14 protein-coding genes are annotated in these 18224 nt (G+C 70.1%); 11 read left to right on the forward strand and 3 right to left on the reverse strand.

Annotated elements, in window-relative coordinates; genetic code table 11:
* Window positions 1-165 precede the first annotated feature (165 nt).
* Window positions 166-1014, reverse strand: coding sequence for a formate dehydrogenase accessory sulfurtransferase FdhD (gene fdhD, locus B072_RS0133335; protein ID WP_018534315.1), 849 nt, complete (start codon window positions 1012-1014; stop codon window positions 166-168).
* 217 nt (window positions 1015-1231) lie between these two features.
* On the opposite strand from fdhD, the gene B072_RS0133340 reads away from it, so the two are divergent.
* The 4 genes from B072_RS0133340 (at window position 1232) to B072_RS0133355 (ending at window position 4626) form a co-directional block, all read left to right on the forward strand.
* Entirely contained in the window at window positions 1232-2584 is a 1353-nt protein-coding gene (locus B072_RS0133340) for an OFA family MFS transporter (protein ID WP_018534316.1), read from the forward strand.
* A complete protein-coding gene (locus B072_RS48840; RefSeq protein ID WP_018534317.1) occupies window positions 2544-2687 on the forward strand; it encodes an MFS transporter small subunit in 144 nt (47 codons plus the stop codon). Before B072_RS0133340 ends, B072_RS48840 begins: the two co-directional genes overlap by 41 nt.
* A 139-nt stretch (window positions 2688-2826) precedes the next feature.
* On the forward strand, window positions 2827-3774 hold the full coding sequence (locus tag B072_RS0133350; RefSeq protein WP_018534318.1) for a beta-ketoacyl-ACP synthase III: 948 nt from the start codon (window positions 2827-2829) through the stop codon (window positions 3772-3774).
* 174 nt (window positions 3775-3948) lie between these two features.
* Window positions 3949-4626: a GntR family transcriptional regulator gene (locus tag B072_RS0133355; protein WP_018534319.1), complete on the forward strand. Its 678-nt coding sequence runs from the start codon at window positions 3949-3951 to the stop codon at window positions 4624-4626.
* A 24-nt stretch (window positions 4627-4650) separates the two neighbouring features.
* Here the strand turns inward: B072_RS0133355 and B072_RS0133360 are convergent, their stop codons facing one another.
* The gene (locus B072_RS0133360) at window positions 4651-5247 is read right to left on the reverse strand and encodes a TIGR03086 family metal-binding protein (protein ID WP_018534320.1); all 597 of its coding nucleotides are present in this window, start codon (window positions 5245-5247) and stop codon (window positions 4651-4653) included.
* Window positions 5244-6533: a low temperature requirement protein A gene (locus B072_RS0133365; protein ID WP_018534321.1), complete on the reverse strand. Its 1290-nt coding sequence runs from the start codon at window positions 6531-6533 to the stop codon at window positions 5244-5246. Before B072_RS0133365 ends, B072_RS0133360 begins: the two co-directional genes overlap by 4 nt.
* Before the next feature lie 225 nt (window positions 6534-6758).
* Between B072_RS0133365 and B072_RS0133370 the strand changes: the two genes are divergently transcribed.
* The 7 genes from B072_RS0133370 (at window position 6759) to B072_RS0133400 (ending at window position 18182) form a co-directional block, all read left to right on the forward strand.
* Window positions 6759-7940 (forward strand): ROK family transcriptional regulator, encoded by a 1182-nt coding sequence (locus B072_RS0133370; RefSeq protein WP_018534322.1) that lies wholly within the window; start codon window positions 6759-6761, stop codon window positions 7938-7940.
* Window positions 7941-8089: 149 nt separating this feature from the next.
* The gene (locus B072_RS0133375) at window positions 8090-9577 is read left to right on the forward strand and encodes a sugar ABC transporter ATP-binding protein (protein ID WP_018534323.1); all 1488 of its coding nucleotides are present in this window, start codon (window positions 8090-8092) and stop codon (window positions 9575-9577) included.
* A 100-nt stretch (window positions 9578-9677) separates the two neighbouring features.
* On the forward strand, window positions 9678-10700 hold the full coding sequence (locus B072_RS0133380; protein ID WP_018534324.1) for an ABC transporter permease: 1023 nt from the start codon (window positions 9678-9680) through the stop codon (window positions 10698-10700).
* Between the two features lie 56 nt (window positions 10701-10756).
* The gene (locus B072_RS0133385) at window positions 10757-11818 is read left to right on the forward strand and encodes a substrate-binding domain-containing protein (RefSeq protein WP_026246559.1); all 1062 of its coding nucleotides are present in this window, start codon (window positions 10757-10759) and stop codon (window positions 11816-11818) included.
* A 166-nt stretch (window positions 11819-11984) separates the two neighbouring features.
* Window positions 11985-13139: a Gfo/Idh/MocA family protein gene (locus B072_RS0133390; RefSeq protein ID WP_051127359.1), complete on the forward strand. Its 1155-nt coding sequence runs from the start codon at window positions 11985-11987 to the stop codon at window positions 13137-13139.
* Between the two features lie 12 nt (window positions 13140-13151).
* Window positions 13152-14150, forward strand: coding sequence for a sugar phosphate isomerase/epimerase family protein (locus tag B072_RS0133395; protein ID WP_018534327.1), 999 nt, complete (start codon window positions 13152-13154; stop codon window positions 14148-14150).
* A gap of 300 nt (window positions 14151-14450) precedes the next feature.
* Complete coding sequence (locus B072_RS0133400) at window positions 14451-18182, forward strand: ThuA domain-containing protein (RefSeq protein WP_018534328.1); 3732 nt, start codon at window positions 14451-14453, stop codon at window positions 18180-18182.
* The last annotated feature ends 42 nt before the right edge of the window (window positions 18183-18224 follow it).

Raw genomic sequence — 18224 nt, forward strand, 5'->3', positions numbered from 1 at the left:
GGTCACGATCACGCGGAACGGCACCCGCCTGGTCGCGGACTGCGCCCGCGCGGCCCGCGTGGCGAACGACGATCTCCTCGCCCCGCTCGAACCCGCCGAACGCGATCAGTTCCTGGAGATGCTGCGCAGGGTGGTGGCCGCCCCGTAGGGGAAACTGCGCGCCGGTCAGCTCCGCGCGGCCGGAACCCGCAGGTCGACCCGGTGCTCGCCCGCGTACACGTTCATGTGGGGACCCCGCAGGAAGCCGATCAGCGTGAGCCCGGTCTCCGCGGCCAGGTCCACCGCGAGCGACGACGGCGCCGAGACCGCCGCGAGCACCGGGATGCCCGCCATGACCGCCTTCTGCGCCAGCTCGAAGGAGGCGCGGCCGGAGACCAGCAGGACGGACCGGGACAGGGGCAGGTCGCCGCTCTGCAGCGCGCGCCCGACCAGCTTGTCGACCGCGTTGTGCCGGCCGACGTCCTCCCGTATGTCGACGAGCGTCCCCTCCTCGTCGAAGAGCGCGGCGGCGTGCAGACCCCCGGTCCGGTCGAACACGCGCTGGGCCTCGCGCAGCCGGTCGGGGAGCGAGGACAGCAGCTCCGGGGTGAGCCGGACCGGGGGAGTGTCGGAGATCGGGAACCGGGCCGTGGTGCGCACCGCGTCGAGACTCGCCTTGCCGCACAGCCCGCACGACGAGGTCGTGTACACGTTCCGCTCGAGGGTGATGTCGGGGAGCACGACCTCGGGGGCCGTCCGCACGTCCACCACGTTGTACGTGTTCGAGCCGTCCTGCGTCGCGCCCGCGCAGTACACGATGTTCTGCAGATCGGCGGCGGCGCCGAGCACCCCCTCGCTGACCAGGAAGCCCGCCGCGAGCGCGAAGTCGTCGCCCGGGGTGCGCATCGTGATGGCGAGCGGCTTGCCGTTCAGCCGGATCTCCAGGGGTTCCTCGGCGACGAGGGTGTCCGGCCGGGACGTGACGTGCCCGTCCCGTATGCGGATCACCTTGCGTCGTTCCGTGACACGTCCCATAGCTTGATCAGTCCCGGTTCTGTCCGTGCTGGTTGCCGACGAGTTCATTGTCCTGCACATCGAGTGCGAGGCGGCGGGCGCGGGCGGAGAGTGCCGATGGAATACTGTCTACAGTATGGATGCCGAGCCGACAAGGGTCCGCGGCGCGGGCGGTCCGCCCGGCTCTTTCCGCAGGCGCTCTTCCCAACTCCCTTGGCTCTGCCTACCTTTCGGGATCATGAAGCTCCCTGTCGCGCCACCTGGCTGGAGCCGCTGGCTCGTACCCCCGGCCGCTCTCTCCGTCCATCTCTCCATCGGCCAGGCCTATGCCTGGAGCGTCTTCAAACCCGCTCTCGAATCGTCGCTGCACCTCAGCGGCACACAGAGCGCGCTGCCGTTCCAGCTCGGCATCGTGATGCTCGGCCTGTCCGCCGCGTTCGGCGGCACGCTCGTCGAACGCAACGGGCCGCGCTGGGCGATGTCCGTCTCCCTCGTCTGCTTCTCGCTCGGCTTCCTGCTCTCCGCGCTCGGCGCCGGCCTGGAGCAGTACTGGCTGATCGTCTTCGGCTACGGCTTCGTCGGCGGCATCGGCCTGGGCATCGGCTACATCTCCCCGGTCTCCACCCTGATCAAGTGGTTCCCGGACCGCCCCGGCATGGCCACCGGCATCGCGATCATGGGCTTCGGCGGCGGCGCGCTGATCGCCTCACCGTGGAGCGCGCAGATGCTGGAGTCGTTCGGCGACGGCAACGGCGGCCTGGAACTGGCGTTCCTGGTGCACGGCCTCGTGTACGCGGTCTTCATGTCGCTGGGCGTGCTCCTTGTCAGGGTGCCGGGCAAGGACGTGCGGGCGGAGTCGCGGGGAACCGCGCGCTCCACACCCACGGGACCGCAGGTGACGGCGAATCAGGCCATCCGCACGCCGCAGTTCTGGTGCCTGTGGGTCGTGCTCTGCATGAACGTCACCGCCGGGATAGGCATCCTGGAGAAGGCGGCGCCGATGATCACCGACTTCTTCCAGGACACCAGCACCCCGGTCTCCGCGTCGGCCGCCGCCGGCTTCGTGGCCCTGCTGTCCGCCGCGAACATGGCGGGCCGCATCGGCTGGTCCTCGACCTCCGACCTCATCGGCCGCAAGAACGTCTACCGCCTCTACCTCGGCGCGGGCGCCCTGATGTACCTCCTCATCGCCCTCTGGGGCGACTCCTCGAAACCCCTCTTCGTGCTCTGCGCCCTCGTGATCCTCTCCTTCTACGGAGGCGGCTTCGCGACGATCCCCGCCTACCTGAAGGACCTCTTCGGCACCCACCAGGTCGGCGCCATCCACGGCCGCCTGCTCACCGCCTGGTCCACGGCGGGCGTGCTCGGCCCGCTCATCGTGAACCGGATCGCCGACAGCCAGGAAGACGCGGGCAAGCATGGACAGGACCTCTACGGCCTCTCGTTCATGATCATGATCGGCCTGCTGGTCGTCGGCTTCGTCGCCAACGAACTCGTCCGCCCGGTCCACCACCGCCACCACCTCGTCCCCGCCCCCAGGGAGTCCTCCGATGACGCAGCCGCCGCCCGAGACCGTCAGCAATCCGCCTGAGCGCAGGGCCCTGATCGCCTTCGCCTGGCTGTGGGTCGGGGCGCCGCTCGCCTACGGCTTGTACGAACTGGTGCAAAAGGCGACACAGCTGTTCACGGGCTGATCGGGCGGAACTCTCCAAGCCTTGCGGCGCATTCCTGTCGCTTACGTCATCCCGTACTCGCGGGTCGCTGGCCAGACTGGAATGTCCGCAGCTCGCACGGGACGCAGGGCCCACGGGCAAGGCAACGAGGGGACCCTCCATGAACGGTTCGCGCATCGTCGGTATCGGCCACTACCAGCCCGCCAGGATCCTCACCAACGAAGAGCTGGCGGGCATGGTCGACACCAACGACGAGTGGATCCGCTCCCGCGTCGGCATCCGCACCCGGCACATCGCCGGACCCGACGAACCGGTCGACGAACTCGCCGCGCACGCCGCCGCCAAGGCCCTGGCGGCGGCAGGCCTGACCGCCGACAGCGTGGACCTGGTCGTCGTCGCCACCTCCACCGCGGTCGACCGTTCCCCGAACATGGCGTCGCGCGTCGCCCGTCGCCTCGGTGTCCCGTCCCCGGCGGCCCTCGACCTGAACGTCGTGTGCGCCGGCTTCACGCACGCCCTCGCCACCGCCGACCACACGCTGCGCGCCGGGGCCGCACGCCGTGCCCTGGTCGTCGGCGCCGACAAGATGTCCGCCGTCACCGACTGGACCGACCGCACCACCTGCGTCCTGACCGGCGACGGCGCGGGAGCTGTCGTGATCGAGCCGTGCCCGGACGGGGAGGAGCCCGGCATCGGCCCGGTCCTGTGGGGTTCGGTGCCGGAGATGGGCAACGCGGTCCGGATCGAGGGCGAGCCCGCGCGCTTCGCCCAGGAGGGCCAGTCCGTCTACCGATGGGCGACCCGCTTCCTGCCCCCGCTGGCCCGCGAGGCCTGCGAGAAGGCGGGCCTGGCCCCGGCCGACCTGGCCGCCGTCGTGCTCCACCAGGCGAACCTGCGCATCATCGAGCCCCTCGCGGAGAAGATCGGCGCCGTGAACGCGGTGGTCGCCCGGGACGTCGTCGACTCCGGCAACACCTCCGCCGCGAGCGTCCCGATGGCCCTGTCCAAGCTCGTCGAGCGCGGCGAACTGCGCAGCGGGGAGCCCGCACTGCTCTTCGGCTTCGGCGGGAACCTCTCGTACGCCGGACAGGTCGTCCGCTGCCCGTGACACACGGGCCCGAAGGGGTATCCGGGGTGCCGGAGATGTGACGAGGCCAACTCCCCCTAGCTGTAGCGATTGTGCTCGGTAAACTGTATTCCAAAGACAATCCGTCGGAATCGGCTTGCCGGACGTACCGAGGCCCAGGGGCCGAGGAGCCCGTAGCCCAGGAGGGGGACCGCGATGTTGTCCACAGGACTGCCGCAGGGGGCGGTGCCCAAGCTCGAGCGCCCGGGGCCGCTGCGCGAGCGGGTCTACGAGGCGCTGCTCGAACTCATCACCACGCGCGCGCTGCAGCCCGGCCAGCACCTGGTCGAGAGCGAGCTCGCCGGGCACCTGGGCGTCTCGCGCCAGCCGGTGCGCGAGGCGCTGCAGCGGCTCAACACCGAGGGCTGGGTGGATCTGCGCCCGGCCCAGGGCGCCTTCGTGCACGAGCCGACGGAGGAGGAGGCGGACCAACTCCTCACCGTCCGTACGCTGCTGGAGGCCGAGGCCGCCCGGCTCGCCGCGGCCAACGCGGGCAAGACCGGGATCACCGCCCTGGAGGTACTCTGCGCCAAGGGTGAGCAGGCCGTCGCAGACGGGGACGTGGACGTGGTCGTCGCGACGAACGCCGAGTTCCACGCGAAGGTCATGGAACTCGCGGGCAACGTGGTCCTGGCCGAACTCGCCGGCCAGGTCGACGCCCGCGTCCGCTGGTACTACCAGCCGGTCGCCCGCCAGCGCGGCAAGCAGTCGTGGATCGAGCACCGCGAGCTCATCGCGGCGATCTCGGCGCGCGACGAGGCGCGGGCCACGGCGGTGATGCGGGCGCACACCGAGCACACCCGCGAGACGTACCACCACCGCGACCGCGACTGATCTCGCCCGCCGGTCTCCGGATGCCTACGGCGTCCACTCCGGATCGCGCCCGGTGAACGCCAGCAGGCGGGCCGCCGCGCCCGCCTGCCCGGAGACCGGCACGGCCGGGGCGTACTTCTGGAAGGTGTCCCGTACGAAATCGACGAACCGGTCCGCCGGGACCTGCAGCCCCGCCGCCAACTCGTCGGTGAGGGGCAGGTCCTGGCCGGTGGCCCGGGCGATGTCCCAGGCGTGCACGCCCGCGTCGAGGGCGGCGGCCGCCATGCCGAGCCATCCCGGCACGGGACCGAACGGCGTCGGCACGTCCTCGGCGTCGGGCCCCACCGACGCCCACCCGGCCTGCGCCGTCGCGAGCACCCGCTCCAGCTCGCCCACCGGGTCGGGACCGAGCGCGTCCACGGGCTCGAACGGATCGCCGTCGGGAGCGACCTCGACGATCTGCGCCACGAGCCCCAGCTGATCGAGCCGCGCGTGGTTCAGCACCTGCCGAACCGTCCATGCGCTGCACGGGGTGGCCCGCCCCCAGCCGTCCGCGGGCACGCCGCGCACGGCGGCCAGCAGGTAGTCGTGGGCCTGCCGCATCACCTTGTGGCCGTCGACAGAGCCATCGACAGGGTTCATGACGTCAACTCCTCAGGGGTCACCGCTCGTCGAGCGCAAGGCGACCAGCGTGCCTCGGCGGCCAGCATAGACACCAACACCACGACGAGGGCGAGGAGTTGAGCGAGTGCGGACACGTGCACGCCGAGCAGTGCGGTGGCGAGCACGACCGGCACGGCGGCCGCCCGGTACCCCACGGGGAACAGCCGCATCGCCGCGCGGAACGCCACGTCACCGACGAGGAACAGTGCCACACCGCCGGCCAGGGCCAGGGCGGGCCCGGTGTGCAGATGTTCGCCGATGTGCCCGAGGGACTTCTTGATCCCGGCGGCCAGGAACGCGACGCCGAGCAGCATCGGCAGGAACGCGTAGTAGTACGCGGTCATCGCGAGCCACCAGCGGCGGTCCGGCGGCGTCGCCGCGAACGCGTGCTCGGCGCCGCCCTCGTCGCGCACGAAGTACGTCCACCACAGCGCGCCGGCGAGCGTGAGCGCCAGGAACACCCCCGTGAACACGCTCGCGGTGAACGGCAGGTCGCCGATGCCTACGCCGATCGCGATGACGGACTCGCCGAACGACACGATGAGCAGCAGGCCGTGCCGTTCCACGAAGTGACCGGGATGCAACTCGCCCATCTGGATGCGGAGTTCGGAGGTGGAGCGGCCGCTGCGGCGAGCCGGACCGTACTCCGCCAGGCGCGGCGTCAGGAACTGCAGGACGATCGCCAGGATCCACAGCCCGTCGGCGAGCGGCCCCGTGCACAGACCGGCCGCGGTGACGGCCAGCGCCGCGAGGGAGTTGGGCACGGCGTACCAGATGACGTCCCGACCGTGGCTGCGCGTGTAGAGCACGCTGTGCACGACGACGACCAGCAGGAAGCCGAGACCGAAGACGACACCGGCGTTCGAGTCGGGGTCGAAGACGTGCGGGATCGACAGGGCACAGATCAGGAACGCGCCCATGCCGCACAGCATCAGCAGCCGTCGTGACGGGCGGTCCGGCGGCACCTGGTTGGTGAGATACGCGTAGGCCGAGTACATCCAGTACAGCACGACGAAGACCAGCGCGACGCGGCCCGCGGTGGCCCAGGTGAGGTCGTGCGCGATCACCACGGTGAGCTGGGTCAGCGTGTAGACGAAGACGAGGTCGAAGAAGAGCTCGAGCGACGTGACGCGTTGCGGTACCTCCGGGTTCCGCGCGGCCGATGTCCCCGTGCGCCGCGGCGGTGTGTCCGTCTCCCGCGGCGGTCCGTCCTTGTGCTGTGACGGTATGTCCGTGCGCTGCGGCCGTGCCGCCTCCGGTGTCATGTCCGGACCCCCTCCGACGTGGTGCGTTGTGGCGGCGGACAGCCTACGGCGCGGGCCCGGGGACACGGGGCGCTCCCGGCTTTGTCCTGTGACGGGAGAAAGTCATGGGTAATTCCTGCTCAACTTCTTCCCAGTCCCGGCAGGCGCTGCTACGTTCCCCATCGAAAGCCGGACCAGGTACATGGTGATGGGGCCCGAAGAGGCGGGGAGGGGCACGTGAGGCGCATGACGGCTCGACCCGCCAACGCGCACCAGGCGCGGCTGCTGAGGCTGCTGCGTGACGGTGGGCCCAACTCCCGTGCCCAGCTGGGCGATCAGGTCGACCTCTCGCGGTCGAAACTGGCCGTCGAGGTGGACCGGCTCCTGGAGACCGGACTCGTGGTCGCCGACGGACTCGCCGCCTCGCGCGGCGGCCGCCGCTCCCACAACATCCGGCTCGCACCCCAACTGCGCTTCCTCGGCGTCGACATCGGCGCGACCTCGGTCGACGTCGCCGTCACCAACGCGGAGCTGGAGGTCCTCGGGCACATCAACCAGCCGATGGACGTGCGCGAAGGACCGGTCGCGGTCTTCGAGCAAGTCCTCGCCATGGCCGCGAAGTTGAGGGCCTCCGGGCTCGCCGAAGGGTTCGACGGAGCGGGGATCGGCGTCCCCGGCCCGGTCCGCTTCCCCGAAGGTGTGCCGGTCGCTCCACCGATCATGCCCGGCTGGGACGGCTTCCCGGTCCGTGAGGCACTCAGCCAGGAGCTGGGCTGCCCGGTGATGGTCGACAACGACGTGAACCTGATGGCGATGGGCGAGCAGCACGCGGGTGTCGCCCGCACCGCCCGCGACTTCCTCTGCGTCAAGATCGGTACCGGTATCGGCTGCGGCATCGTCGTCGGCGGCGAGGTCTACCGGGGTACCACCGGCTCGGCCGGCGACATCGGGCACATCCAGGTCGTCGCGGAGGGCCGGCAGTGCGCCTGCGGCAACAAGGGCTGCCTGGAGGCCTACTTCAGCGGCGCGGCACTGGCGCGCGACGCCGAGGAGGCCGCCCGTGACGGCCGGTCACCGGAACTGGCCACCCGCATGGAGGCGTCCGGCAGGCTCAGCGCGGCCGACGTCGCCGTGGCGGCCGCCGCCGGCGACGGCACCTCCCTCGATCTGATCCGCGAGGGCGGCAACCGCACCGGCCAGGTCATCGCCTCACTCGTCAGCTTCTTCAACCCCGGCCTGGTCGTCATCGGCGGCGGTGTCACCGGCCTCGGCCACACGCTCCTCGCCGCGCTGCGCACCCAGGTCTACCGTCAGTCCCTCCCGCTGGCGACCGGCAATCTCCCCATCGTCCTCGGCGAGTTGGGCCCCACCGCGGGCGTCATCGGCGGGGCCCGGCTGATCAGCGACCACCTGTTCTCGCCCGCGTAGTCACCGCCGCGGGATCAGCACCTGCGTATCGCACCCGCGTACAGCACCTTCGCACAGCGCCCTGCTCTGCCCTGCCCTGAAACCGGCCCGCACCCGTTCATAGGGGAACCGCCATGGCACCTTCGGCACCAGAATCACCGCTGCTCACCATGTCCGGCATCACCAAGTCGTTCCCCGGCGTACGCGCCCTCGACGGCGTCGACCTGGAGGTCCAACCAGGAGAAGTGCACTGCCTGTTGGGCCAGAACGGCGCCGGCAAGTCCACCCTGATCAAAGTTCTCGCGGGCGCCCACCAGCCCGACGAGGGCGCCATCACCTGGCGCGGGGAGCCGGTCACCCTGCGCTCGCCGATCGCCGCGATGCGCCTCGGCATCGCCACCATCTACCAGGAACTCGACCTGGTGGAGCACCTGTCGGTGGCGGAGAACGTCCACCTCGGCCATGAGCCGACGGCGGCCGGATTCGTCGTACGCCGACGGGACGCGAAGGCATCGACCGCCGCGCTGCTCAAGCGGCTCGGGCACGGAGAGATCGACCCGGACACCCTGGTCGGCGACCTTTCCGCGGCCGGTCAGCAGATCGTCTCGATGGCCCGCGCCCTCTCCCACGACGTCCGCCTCATCGTCATGGACGAGCCGTCTGCCGCGCTCGACCCCGACGAGGTCGACAACCTCTTCCGCATCGTCGCGGGCCTCACCGCCGACGGCGTCGCCGTCGTCTACATCTCGCACCGCCTGGAGGAGATCCGCCGCATCGGCGACCGGGTCACGGTCCTCAAGGACGGCCGCGCGGTGGCCGGCGGCCTCCCGGCCAAGGACACCCCCACGCGCGACGTCGTCTCCCTCATGACGGGCCGCAACGTGGAGTACGTCTTCCCCGACCGGCCCGCGACGATCGCCCCCGCGCAACCGGTCCTCACGGTCCGCGGCCTCTCCCGGGAGGGCGAGTTCGAGCCGCTGGACCTGTCCCTGCGGCCCGGCGAGATCGTCGGCATCGCGGGCCTGGTCGGCTCGGGCCGCTCCGAGATCCTGGAGACGATCTACGGCGCCCGTAAACCGAAGACCGGACAAGTGACCCTGGGGGGAAGGGAGTTGCGCACCGGCAGCGTCCGGGCCGCGGTCCGGGCCGGCCTCGGCCTTGCTCCCGAGGAGCGCAAGGCGCAAGCGCTCCTCATGCTGGAATCGGTGACCCGCAACGTCTCCGTCTCCTCCATGTCCCGCTTCGCGTACGGGGGTTGGCTCGATCGGCGCGGCGAACGCGCCGCGACGCTCGAAGCCACCCGCGAACTCCACATCCGTCCGGACAACCCCTCGGTCCCGGTCCGCACCCTCTCCGGCGGCAACCAGCAGAAGGCGGTCCTGGCCCGCTGGCTGCTGCGCGGCTGCAAGGTCCTGCTCCTGGACGAGCCCACGCGCGGCGTGGACGTAGGAGCCCGCGCCGAGCTGTACGCGGTGATCCGCCGACTGGCCGACGCGGGCCTGGCCGTCCTCCTGGTCTCCAGCGAGGTTCCCGAGGTCCTGGGCCTGGCCGACCGCGTCCTGGTCCTGCGCGAGGGTCGCGTCGTCCACGAGGCCCCGGCCCGCGACCTGGACGAACACCGAGTCCTGGACCTGGTCATGGAAGGCACCCCGACGTGAGAAGCCCCGCAAGGGGCGCGGGGAACGGCGCGAGCAATCACCCACAACCCGCACCCGACGAGAGCCACGACACCCACCCCACAAGAAGGGACCCGGCGCCATGACGCAGCCCGCCTCACCCACCCGCCCGGCGGAGCCCCATCGCGCCGAGACCTCCAAGCACCGCCCCAAAACCCTGAGCACCCTCCGGGTGGACGTCCGCACCCTCTCCCTGCTGGGCGTCCTCGCCGCGCTCGTCCTGATCGGCGGCATCACCCAGCCCGACAGCTTCCTGGACACCGACAACGTCCAGCTCATCCTCACCCAGGCCTCGGTCATCGGCATCGTCACGGTCGGCATGACGTTCGTGATCATCTCCGGCGGCATCGACCTGTCGGTCGGCGCGATCGTGGCACTCGCCAGCGTGTGGGCCTCCACCGTCGCGACCCAGGAGTACGGCTTCACCGGCATCCTGCTCACGGCGATCCTCGTCGGCGTCGGCTGCGGTCTGGTGAACGGTCTCCTCATCGCGTACGGCGGCATAGTCCCCTTCATCGCCACCCTCGCGATGCTGGCGTCGGGCCGCGGCCTCGCCCTTCAGATCACCGACGGCAACACCCAAATGGTCACCGTGGACAGCGTGTTGAAGCTCGGTGAACCCGACTCCTTCATCCTCGGCATCCCCCCGCTGGTCCTCGTCTTCGCCGCGGTCACCGTCATCGGCTGGCTCGTCCTGAACCGCACCACGTTCGGCCGCCGCTCCGTCGCGGTCGGCGGCAACGCGGAGGCGGCGCGGCTCGCCGGCATCGACGTACGCCGGCAGCGCCTGTACCTGTACCTGCTGTCCGGCCTGTGCTGCGGCATCGCCGCGTTCCTGCTGCTCATCCTCGCGGGATCGGGCCAGAACACCAACGGCAACCTGTACGAACTCGACGCCATCGCCGCCGCCATCATCGGCGGCACGCTGCTCACCGGCGGCCGCGGCAGCATCGTCGGCTCCGTCCTCGGTGTCCTGATCTTCATCACGATCCAGAACATCTTCGCGCTGAACAACCTGGAGACCGCGACGCAGCAGATCGCCAAGGGAGCGATCATCGTCGCGGCGGTCCTGGTCCAGCGACGTACGGCAAAAACCACCTCGTAAGCCTCGTAAGCCTCGTAAGCCTCGTAAGCCTCGTAAGTTCGGGAAGGGACGACGCCATGCCAGAGTCGACAAGCGTGTCGAGCCGCAGAAGCCTTCTGTTCGGCGCGGCCGCAGCCGTCACGACGGGCGGCCTGCTCACGGCCTGCACCAGCAACGAGCCCAGCGACAAGGGCAACGACAGCAGCAAGGCCGCCGACCAGCCGGTCGCCGACGACAAGCCCGGCAAGCAGGTCACCATCGGCTTCGCGGGCCCGCAGGCCGACCACGGCTGGCTCAACGCGATCAACGACAACGCGAAGGAGCGGGCGAAGAAGTACGCGGACGTCACACTTGAGGCCACCGAGGGCTCGAACGACACCGCCGCCCAGATCGGCCAGGTCGAGACCCTCATCAACAAGAAGGTCGACGTCCTCGTCATCCTGCCCGCCGACGGCAAGGCGCTGACCCAGGTCGGCCTGAAGGCGATGCGCGCCGGCATCCCCGTCGTGAACCTCGACCGGATCTTCAACACCCCCCAGGCGTACCGGTGTTGGATCGGCGGAGACAACTACGGCATGGGTCTGAGCGCCGGCAACTACATCGGCGAGAAGCTCAAGGGCAAGAAGAACGCCAAGGTCGTCGAGCTCGCCGGACTCGACAACCTCGAACTCACCAAGCAGCGCACCCAGGGCTTCGACGACGCGCTGAAGAACTACCCGAACATCGAGAAGGTCGCCCGTCAGGCGGCCGAGTTCACGGTCGAGTCGGGACAGGCCAAGATGTCCCAACTCCTGCAGGCGCAGAAGAACTTCGACGCCCTCTGGAACCACGACGACGACCAGGGAGTCGGCGCCCTGCGCGCCATCCAGCAGGCGGGCCGCGACGACTTCCTGATGGTCGGCGGCGCGGGCGCGCTCTCCGCGTTCCAGGAGATCGAGAAGGGCTCCGGCGTCCTGAAGGCCACCGTCCTCTACCCGCCCACCATGGCCGCGTCCGCCATCGACCTGGCCCGCGCCCTCGGCCAGGGCAAGGGGATCAGCGGCATGGCCGAGTTCGAGATCCCCGCCCACGTGACGCTGTACTCGGCCGTCGTCGACAAGACGAACGTCGACAAGTACATGCCCACCGGCTTCAAGTGATCCGCGCCGCGGGCACGGCGCACCTGGCGAACTCGGCGTGGACGAGGAGGACTTCCGCATGGCAGGCAGCAGCACCGGCACGACGGCCCGTGAACCGGGTGGTGACAACGAAGGGGAGGCGAAACCGGCATCGCCCCCGGGTCCGCGGCGCGTCCTGGGCGTCGGCATGGTCGGCTACGCGTTCATGGGCGCCGCCCACTCACAGGGGTGGCGCACCGTCGGCCGTGTCTTCGACCTGCCGCTCACGCCGCGGCTCGCCGCGGTCTGCGGACGCGACGGACAGGCCGTGCGGGCCGCGGCCGACCGGCTCGGCTGGGCCGCGGCGGAGACCGACTGGCGGTCGCTGATCGCCCGGGACGACGTCGACCTCGTCGATGTCTGCACGCCCGGCGACAGCCACGCGGAGATCGCCATCGCCGCGCTCGAGGCGGGCAAGCACGTGCTGTGCGAGAAGCCGCTCGCCAACACCGTCGAGGAGGCGGAGGCGATGACGGAGGCGGCCGAACGGGCCGCCGAGCGGGGACAGTTGGCGATGACCGGGTTCAACTACCGGCGTGTTCCGGCCATCGCCCTGGCCCGCCGCATGGTGGCCGAGGGGCGCGTCGGCGCCCTGCGGCACGTGCGGGTCAGCTATCTCCAGGACTGGCTCGTCGACCCGGCCTTCCCGCTGACCTGGCGGCTGCAGAAGGCGTACGCGGGATCCGGCGCACTCGGCGACCTGGGTGCGCACGCCGTCGACCTCGCCCAGTTCCTCGCGGGCGAGCCGGTGGCGGGGGTCTCGGCGCTCACCGAGACGTTCGTCAGGGAGCGTCCGCTGCTCGACGGCGCCTCGGCGGGCCTGTCCGCGGCCGGCGCGGGGGAGCGGGGCCTCGGCCAGGTCACGGTCGACGACGCCGCGCTCTTCACCGGCCGCTTCGCCTCCGGCGCGCTCGCCTCCTTCGAGGCGACCCGCTTCGCGACCGGCCGCAAGAACGCCCTGAAGATCGAACTCAATGGTGAGCGAGGCTCGTTGGCCTTCGACCTTGAGCGACTCAACGAGCTCTACTTCCACGACCAGACCGAACCGGGCTACAGCGCCGGCTTCCGCCGCATCCTGGTCACCGAGCCCGACCACCCCTACCTGGAGGGGTGGTGGCCGCCGGGCCACGGTCTCGGCTACGAGCACACCTTCGTGCACCAGGCCCGCGACCTGGTGCACGCGATCGCCGAACGCACCCCGCCCGCACCGTCGTTCGCCGACGGGCTGCAGGTGCAGCGCGTCCTCGCCGCGGTCGAGGAGAGCGCCGCGAAGAACTCCGTCTACACCCCCGTACCGGTCTGAGGAGGCCCTTCCGTGCCACGTCAGTTCACTCTCTTCACCGGCCAGTGGGCGGACCTGCCTTTGGAGGAGGTCTGCCGACTGGCTCGCGACTTCGGCTACGACGGCCTGGAACTCGCCTGCTGGGGCGACCACTTCGAGGTCGACAAGGCGCTCGCCGACCCGGACTACGTGAAGGGCCGCCACACCGTCCTCGACAAGTACGGCCTCAAGTGCTGGGCGATCTCCAACCACCTGGTCGGCCAGGCCGTCTGCGACGCCATCATCGACGAACGCCACGAGGCGATCCTGCCCGCCCGGATCTGGGGCGACGGCGAGGCCGAGGGCGTACGGCAGCGGGCCGCCGCCGAGATCAAGGACACGGCCCGCGCGGCGGCGGCCTTCGGCGTCGACACGGTCATCGGCTTCACCGGCTCGTCGATCTGGCACCTGGTCGCGATGTTCCCGCCCGCGCCCGAGTCGATGATCGAGCGCGGCTACGAGGACTTCGCCGAGCGCTGGAACCCGATCCTCGACGTCTTCGACGCGGAGGGCGTCCGCTTCGCGCACGAGGTCCACCCGAGCGAGATCGCGTACGACTACTGGACGACGCACAAGGCGCTCGCCGCGGTCGACCACCGGCCGGCCTTCGGCCTCAACTTCGACCCGTCGCACTTCGTGTGGCAGGACCTCGACCCGGTCGGTTTCCTCTGGGACTTCCGCGACCGCATCTACCACGTCGACTGCAAGGAGGCGCGCAAGCGCCTCGACGGCCGCAACGGCCGCCTCGGCTCCCACCTCCCGTGGGGCGACCCGCGACGCGGCTGGGACTTCGTCTCGGCCGGCCACGGTGACGTGCCGTGGGAGGACGTGTTCCGCATGCTCCGCTCGATCGAGTACGCGGGCCCGATCTCGGTGGAGTGGGAAGACGCGGGCATGGATCGCCTCCAGGGCGCCCCGGAGGCGCTGCGCAGCCTGAAGGCGTTCGACTTCGAGCCGCCCACCTCGTCGTTCGATTCGGCGTTCAGCAGCTAGCGCCCCGTAGCGGTGCGGGGAACTGCGCGACCAGCCACAACGGACGCGCAGTCGCTGCACCCTGCCCAAAACCCCCTTTGTCCACGTGCAGGAGAAAGCTCAACGAACCTGCGCACAAGGTCTATCCGAGCAAGACAAACGCGGCTAACTTCCTGCCGTGTACATGGCACACAGTTCATGGCGCACAGTTCATGGCGCTCAGTCATGGCACGCCTCCGGGGTGACGGCGCACCCCGGCGCCCGCACCGCACGTCTACGCACCCATCCCGTACGGCCCACCCCGTTCCCGGAGGGATTTTCGTGCACAGCAGCAGTAGAACCCGCAGCAGAACCGGAGCCGGGACCACACGGCGCTCCAGATTTCGCACCACCCTCGCTCTGCTCACCGGTTCCGTCCTGATCGGCTCGTCCCTGGCGCTGGCCGCGCCGGGCACGGCCAGCGCCCACCCGGACCACCCGGACGAGCCCGCCGCCGCATCGGACTTCCAGCAGGTCACCCTCGCCAAGGGCGCGGACGAGACCGGCGAGCCCATGTCGCTGGCCGTGCTCCCGGACCGCAGCGTCCTGCACACCTCCCGTGACGGCACCCTGCGCCTGACCGACGCGGGCGGCAGCACCTCCGTCGCCGGCAAGCTCGACGTGTACAGCCACGACGAGGAGGGCCTGCAGGGCGTCGGTATCGACCCGGGCTTCAAGGACAACCGGTTCATCTATCTCTACTACGCGCCGCCCCTGGACACCCCGTCCGGCGACGCCCCGGAGAACGGCACCGCCGCCGACTTCGCCAAGTTCGACGGCGTGAACCGCCTGGCCCGCTTCGTCCTCAAGGAGGACGGCACCCTCGACAAGGCCAGCGAGAAGAACATCCTCGAGGTCAAGACCTCCCGCGGCACCTGCTGCCACGTCGGCGGCGACATCGACTTCGACGCCGACGGCAACCTGTACCTGTCGACCGGCGACGACACCAACCCCTTCGCCTCCGACGGCTACACCCCGATCGACGAGCGGGCCGACCGCAACCCCGCCTTCGACGCGCAGCGCAGCTCCGGCAACACCAACGACCTGCGCGGCAAGGTGCTCCGCATCAAGGTGAAGGCCGACGGCACGTACGACATCCCCGAGGGCAACCTCTTCGCGCCGGGCACCGAGAAGACCCGCCCCGAGATCTACGCGATGGGCTTCCGCAACCCGTTCCGCATCAGCGTCGACAAGCCCACCGGCACCGTCTACGTGGGCGACTACGGCCCGGACGCGGGCGCCGCCGACCCGAAGCGCGGCCCGGCGGGCCAGGTCGAGTTCGCCAAGATCACCAAGGCGGGCAACTTCGGCTGGCCGTACTGCACCGGCAAGAACGACGCCTACGTCGACTACGACTTCGCCACCAAGGCGTCCGGCGCCACCTTCGACTGCGCCGCGCCGAAGAACACCTCGCCGAACAACACCGGCATCACCGACCTGCCCGCGGCCCAGCCCGCCTGGATCCCGTACGACGGCCCGTCCGTGCCCGAGTTCGGCACCGGGTCCGAGTCGCCGATGGCCGGCCCCGTCTACCGCTACGACGCGAACCTCGACTCCCCGGTGAAGTTCCCCGAGGAGTACGACGGAGACTTCTTCGCCGGCGAGTTCGGCCGCCAGTGGATCAAGCGGATCGAGCAGGACGGCGACGGGAACGTCTCGAAGATCAACGACTTCCCGTGGTCCGGCACCCAGGTCATGGACAGCGCCTTCGGCCCCGACGGCGCGCTCTACGTCCTCGACTACGGCCTCTCCTGGTTCGGCGGCGACGAGCACTCCGCGCTCTACCGCATCGAGAACGCGACCGGCGGTCACTCGCCGATCGTCGAGGCCAAGGCCAGCAAGACCTCCGGTCAGTCGCCGCTGCGCACGACCTTCACGGCGACCGGCACCGACGCCGACGACGATCCCATCACCTACAGCTGGGACTTCGGCGACGGCACCAAGGGGACCGGCGCCAACCCGAGCCACACGTACCGCAAGGACGGCACGTACGTCGTGACCGTCACCGGTGACGACGGCACGGGACGCACCGGATCCGCCAACGTCCGTGTGGTCGTCGGCAACACCGCCCCGACGGTCGACTTCCAGTCCCCGGCGAACGGTTCGCTGTTCAAGTTCGGTGACACCATCCCGTTCAAGGTCGCCGTCAGCGACCCCGAGGACGGCACGATCGACTGCTCCAAGGTCACCGTGCGCTACCTCCTGGGCCACGACAACCACGCCCACGAGCTCACCTCGGTCAAGGGCTGCGAAGGCACCATCACCGTGCCCGCGGACTCCGAGCACGACCCGAACGCCAACATCTACGGCGTGCTCGACGCCGAGTACACCGACGGCGGGGGCGGCGGCCAGGCCGCGCTGACCTCGCACGACCAGGTCCAGCTCCAGCCGCGCCACCGCCAGGCCGAGCACTACACCAAGCAGCAGGGCACCACGCTGCAGAACAAGACCGAGGCCAACGGCGGCAAGACCGTCGGCGACATCAACGACGGCGACTGGATCTCCTTCACCCCGTACAACCTCACCGGCGCCAACAAGCTCACCGCCCGGATCTCCTCCGGCGGCGCGGGCGGCTTCCTCGAGGTGCGCACCGGGTCGGCGACCGGCACCCTGCTGGGCTCCACCCCGGTCCCGGTGACGGGCGGCTGGGAGACGTTCCAGAACGTCGACGTGGCGCTGCGCAACGTCCCGAAGAAGACCACCGACCTGTACCTCGTGTTCAAGGGCGGTGACGGCGCGCTCTACGACGTCGACGACTTCGAGATCACCGGCGACGCCCCGGTGAAGGGCGCCAAGCGGGTCCTCGTCTTCTCCAAGACGGCCGGCTTCCGCCACGACGCGATCCCCGAGGGCATCGCCGCCCTGAAGGAACTCGGCGCGAAGAGCGACATCACCGTCGACGCCACCGAGTCCGCCGACCAGTTCACCACGAACAACCTCGCCCGTTACGACGCGGTGGTCTTCCTGTCCACCACGGGTGACGTCCTCAACGACACCCAGCAGAAGGCGTTCGAGGACTACATCGCCAAGGGCGGCGGCTACATGGGCATCCACGCCGCCGCCGACACCGAGTACGACTGGGCCTACTACGGCGGCCTCGTCGGCGCCTACTTCGACTCGCACCCGGCCGTCCAGAAGGCCACCGTGCGCGTCGAGGACCAGGCCAACCCGGCCACCGCGCACCTCGGCGGCGCCTGGGAGAAGACCGACGAGCTGTACAACTACCGCACCAACCCGCGCGACAAGGTCCACGTCCTCGCCAACCTGGACGAGACCACGTACTCGGGCGGCACCATGAAGGGCGACCACCCGATCGCCTGGTGCCAGAGCTACGGCGGCGGCCGCTCCTTCTACACCGGCCTCGGCCACACCAAGGAGTCCTACGCCGACGAGGCCTTCCGCACCCACCTCCTCGGCGGCCTCAAGTACGCCGCCGGACAGGTCAAGGCGGACTGCAGGCCCAACAAGGACTACCGGCCGATCTTCAACGGCCAGTCCCTGGACGGCTGGAAGCAGGCAGGCCCCGGAAAGTTCAACGTCAAGGACGGCACCCTGGAGTCCGAGGGCGGCATGGGCCTGCTCTGGTACCAGGCCAAGGAGCTGAAGTCGTACTCCCTCAAGCTCGACTGGAAGATGCAGGGCGATGACAACTCCGGGATCTTCGTGGGCTTCCCGGCCTCCGACGACCCCTGGTCCGCGGTGAACAAGGGCTACGAGATCCAGATCGACGCCACCGACGCGGCGGACCGCACCACGGGTTCGATCTACACGTTCAAGGCGGCGAACATCAAGGCCCGTGACGCGGCCCTGCGCCCGCCCGGCCAGTGGAACTCCTACGAGATCAGGGTCCAGGGCGAACGCCTCCAGGTGTTCCTCAACGGAGTCAAGATCAACGACTTCACCAACAAGGACCCCGAGCGGAGCCTGACCGACGGCTACGTCGGCATCCAGAACCACGGCGCCGACGACCAGGTCTCCTTCCGCGACATCCAGCTCAAGCAACTGCCCGACTAGGGCCCACCCGGCTGATCCGGTCGCACGAGGGCGACGGCACGC

Source organism: Streptomyces sp. HmicA12 (genome assembly GCF_000373565.1).
GTDB lineage: Bacteria > Actinomycetota > Actinomycetes > Streptomycetales > Streptomycetaceae > Streptomyces.

Excerpts from the sequence above, each read along its gene's own strand:
- B072_RS0133365 (WP_018534321.1), bottom strand. The coding sequence starts at position 6,533 with ATGACACCGGAGGCGGCACGGCCGCAGCGCACGGACATACCGTCACAG.
- B072_RS0133390 (WP_051127359.1), top strand. The coding sequence starts at position 11,985 with ATGGTCGGCTACGCGTTCATGGGCGCCGCCCACTCACAGGGGTGGCGC.
- B072_RS0133375 (WP_018534323.1), top strand. The coding sequence starts at position 8,090 with ATGTCCGGCATCACCAAGTCGTTCCCCGGCGTACGCGCCCTCGACGGC.
- B072_RS48840 (WP_018534317.1), top strand. The coding sequence starts at position 2,544 with ATGACGCAGCCGCCGCCCGAGACCGTCAGCAATCCGCCTGAGCGCAGG.
- B072_RS0133340 (WP_018534316.1), top strand. The coding sequence starts at position 1,232 with ATGAAGCTCCCTGTCGCGCCACCTGGCTGGAGCCGCTGGCTCGTACCC.
- B072_RS0133360 (WP_018534320.1), bottom strand. The coding sequence starts at position 5,247 with ATGAACCCTGTCGATGGCTCTGTCGACGGCCACAAGGTGATGCGGCAG.
- fdhD (WP_018534315.1), bottom strand. The coding sequence starts at position 1,014 with ATGGGACGTGTCACGGAACGACGCAAGGTGATCCGCATACGGGACGGG.
- B072_RS0133385 (WP_026246559.1), top strand. The coding sequence starts at position 10,757 with ATGCCAGAGTCGACAAGCGTGTCGAGCCGCAGAAGCCTTCTGTTCGGC.
- B072_RS0133380 (WP_018534324.1), top strand. The coding sequence starts at position 9,678 with ATGACGCAGCCCGCCTCACCCACCCGCCCGGCGGAGCCCCATCGCGCC.
- B072_RS0133350 (WP_018534318.1), top strand. The coding sequence starts at position 2,827 with ATGAACGGTTCGCGCATCGTCGGTATCGGCCACTACCAGCCCGCCAGG.
- B072_RS0133370 (WP_018534322.1), top strand. The coding sequence starts at position 6,759 with ATGACGGCTCGACCCGCCAACGCGCACCAGGCGCGGCTGCTGAGGCTG.
- B072_RS0133355 (WP_018534319.1), top strand. The coding sequence starts at position 3,949 with ATGTTGTCCACAGGACTGCCGCAGGGGGCGGTGCCCAAGCTCGAGCGC.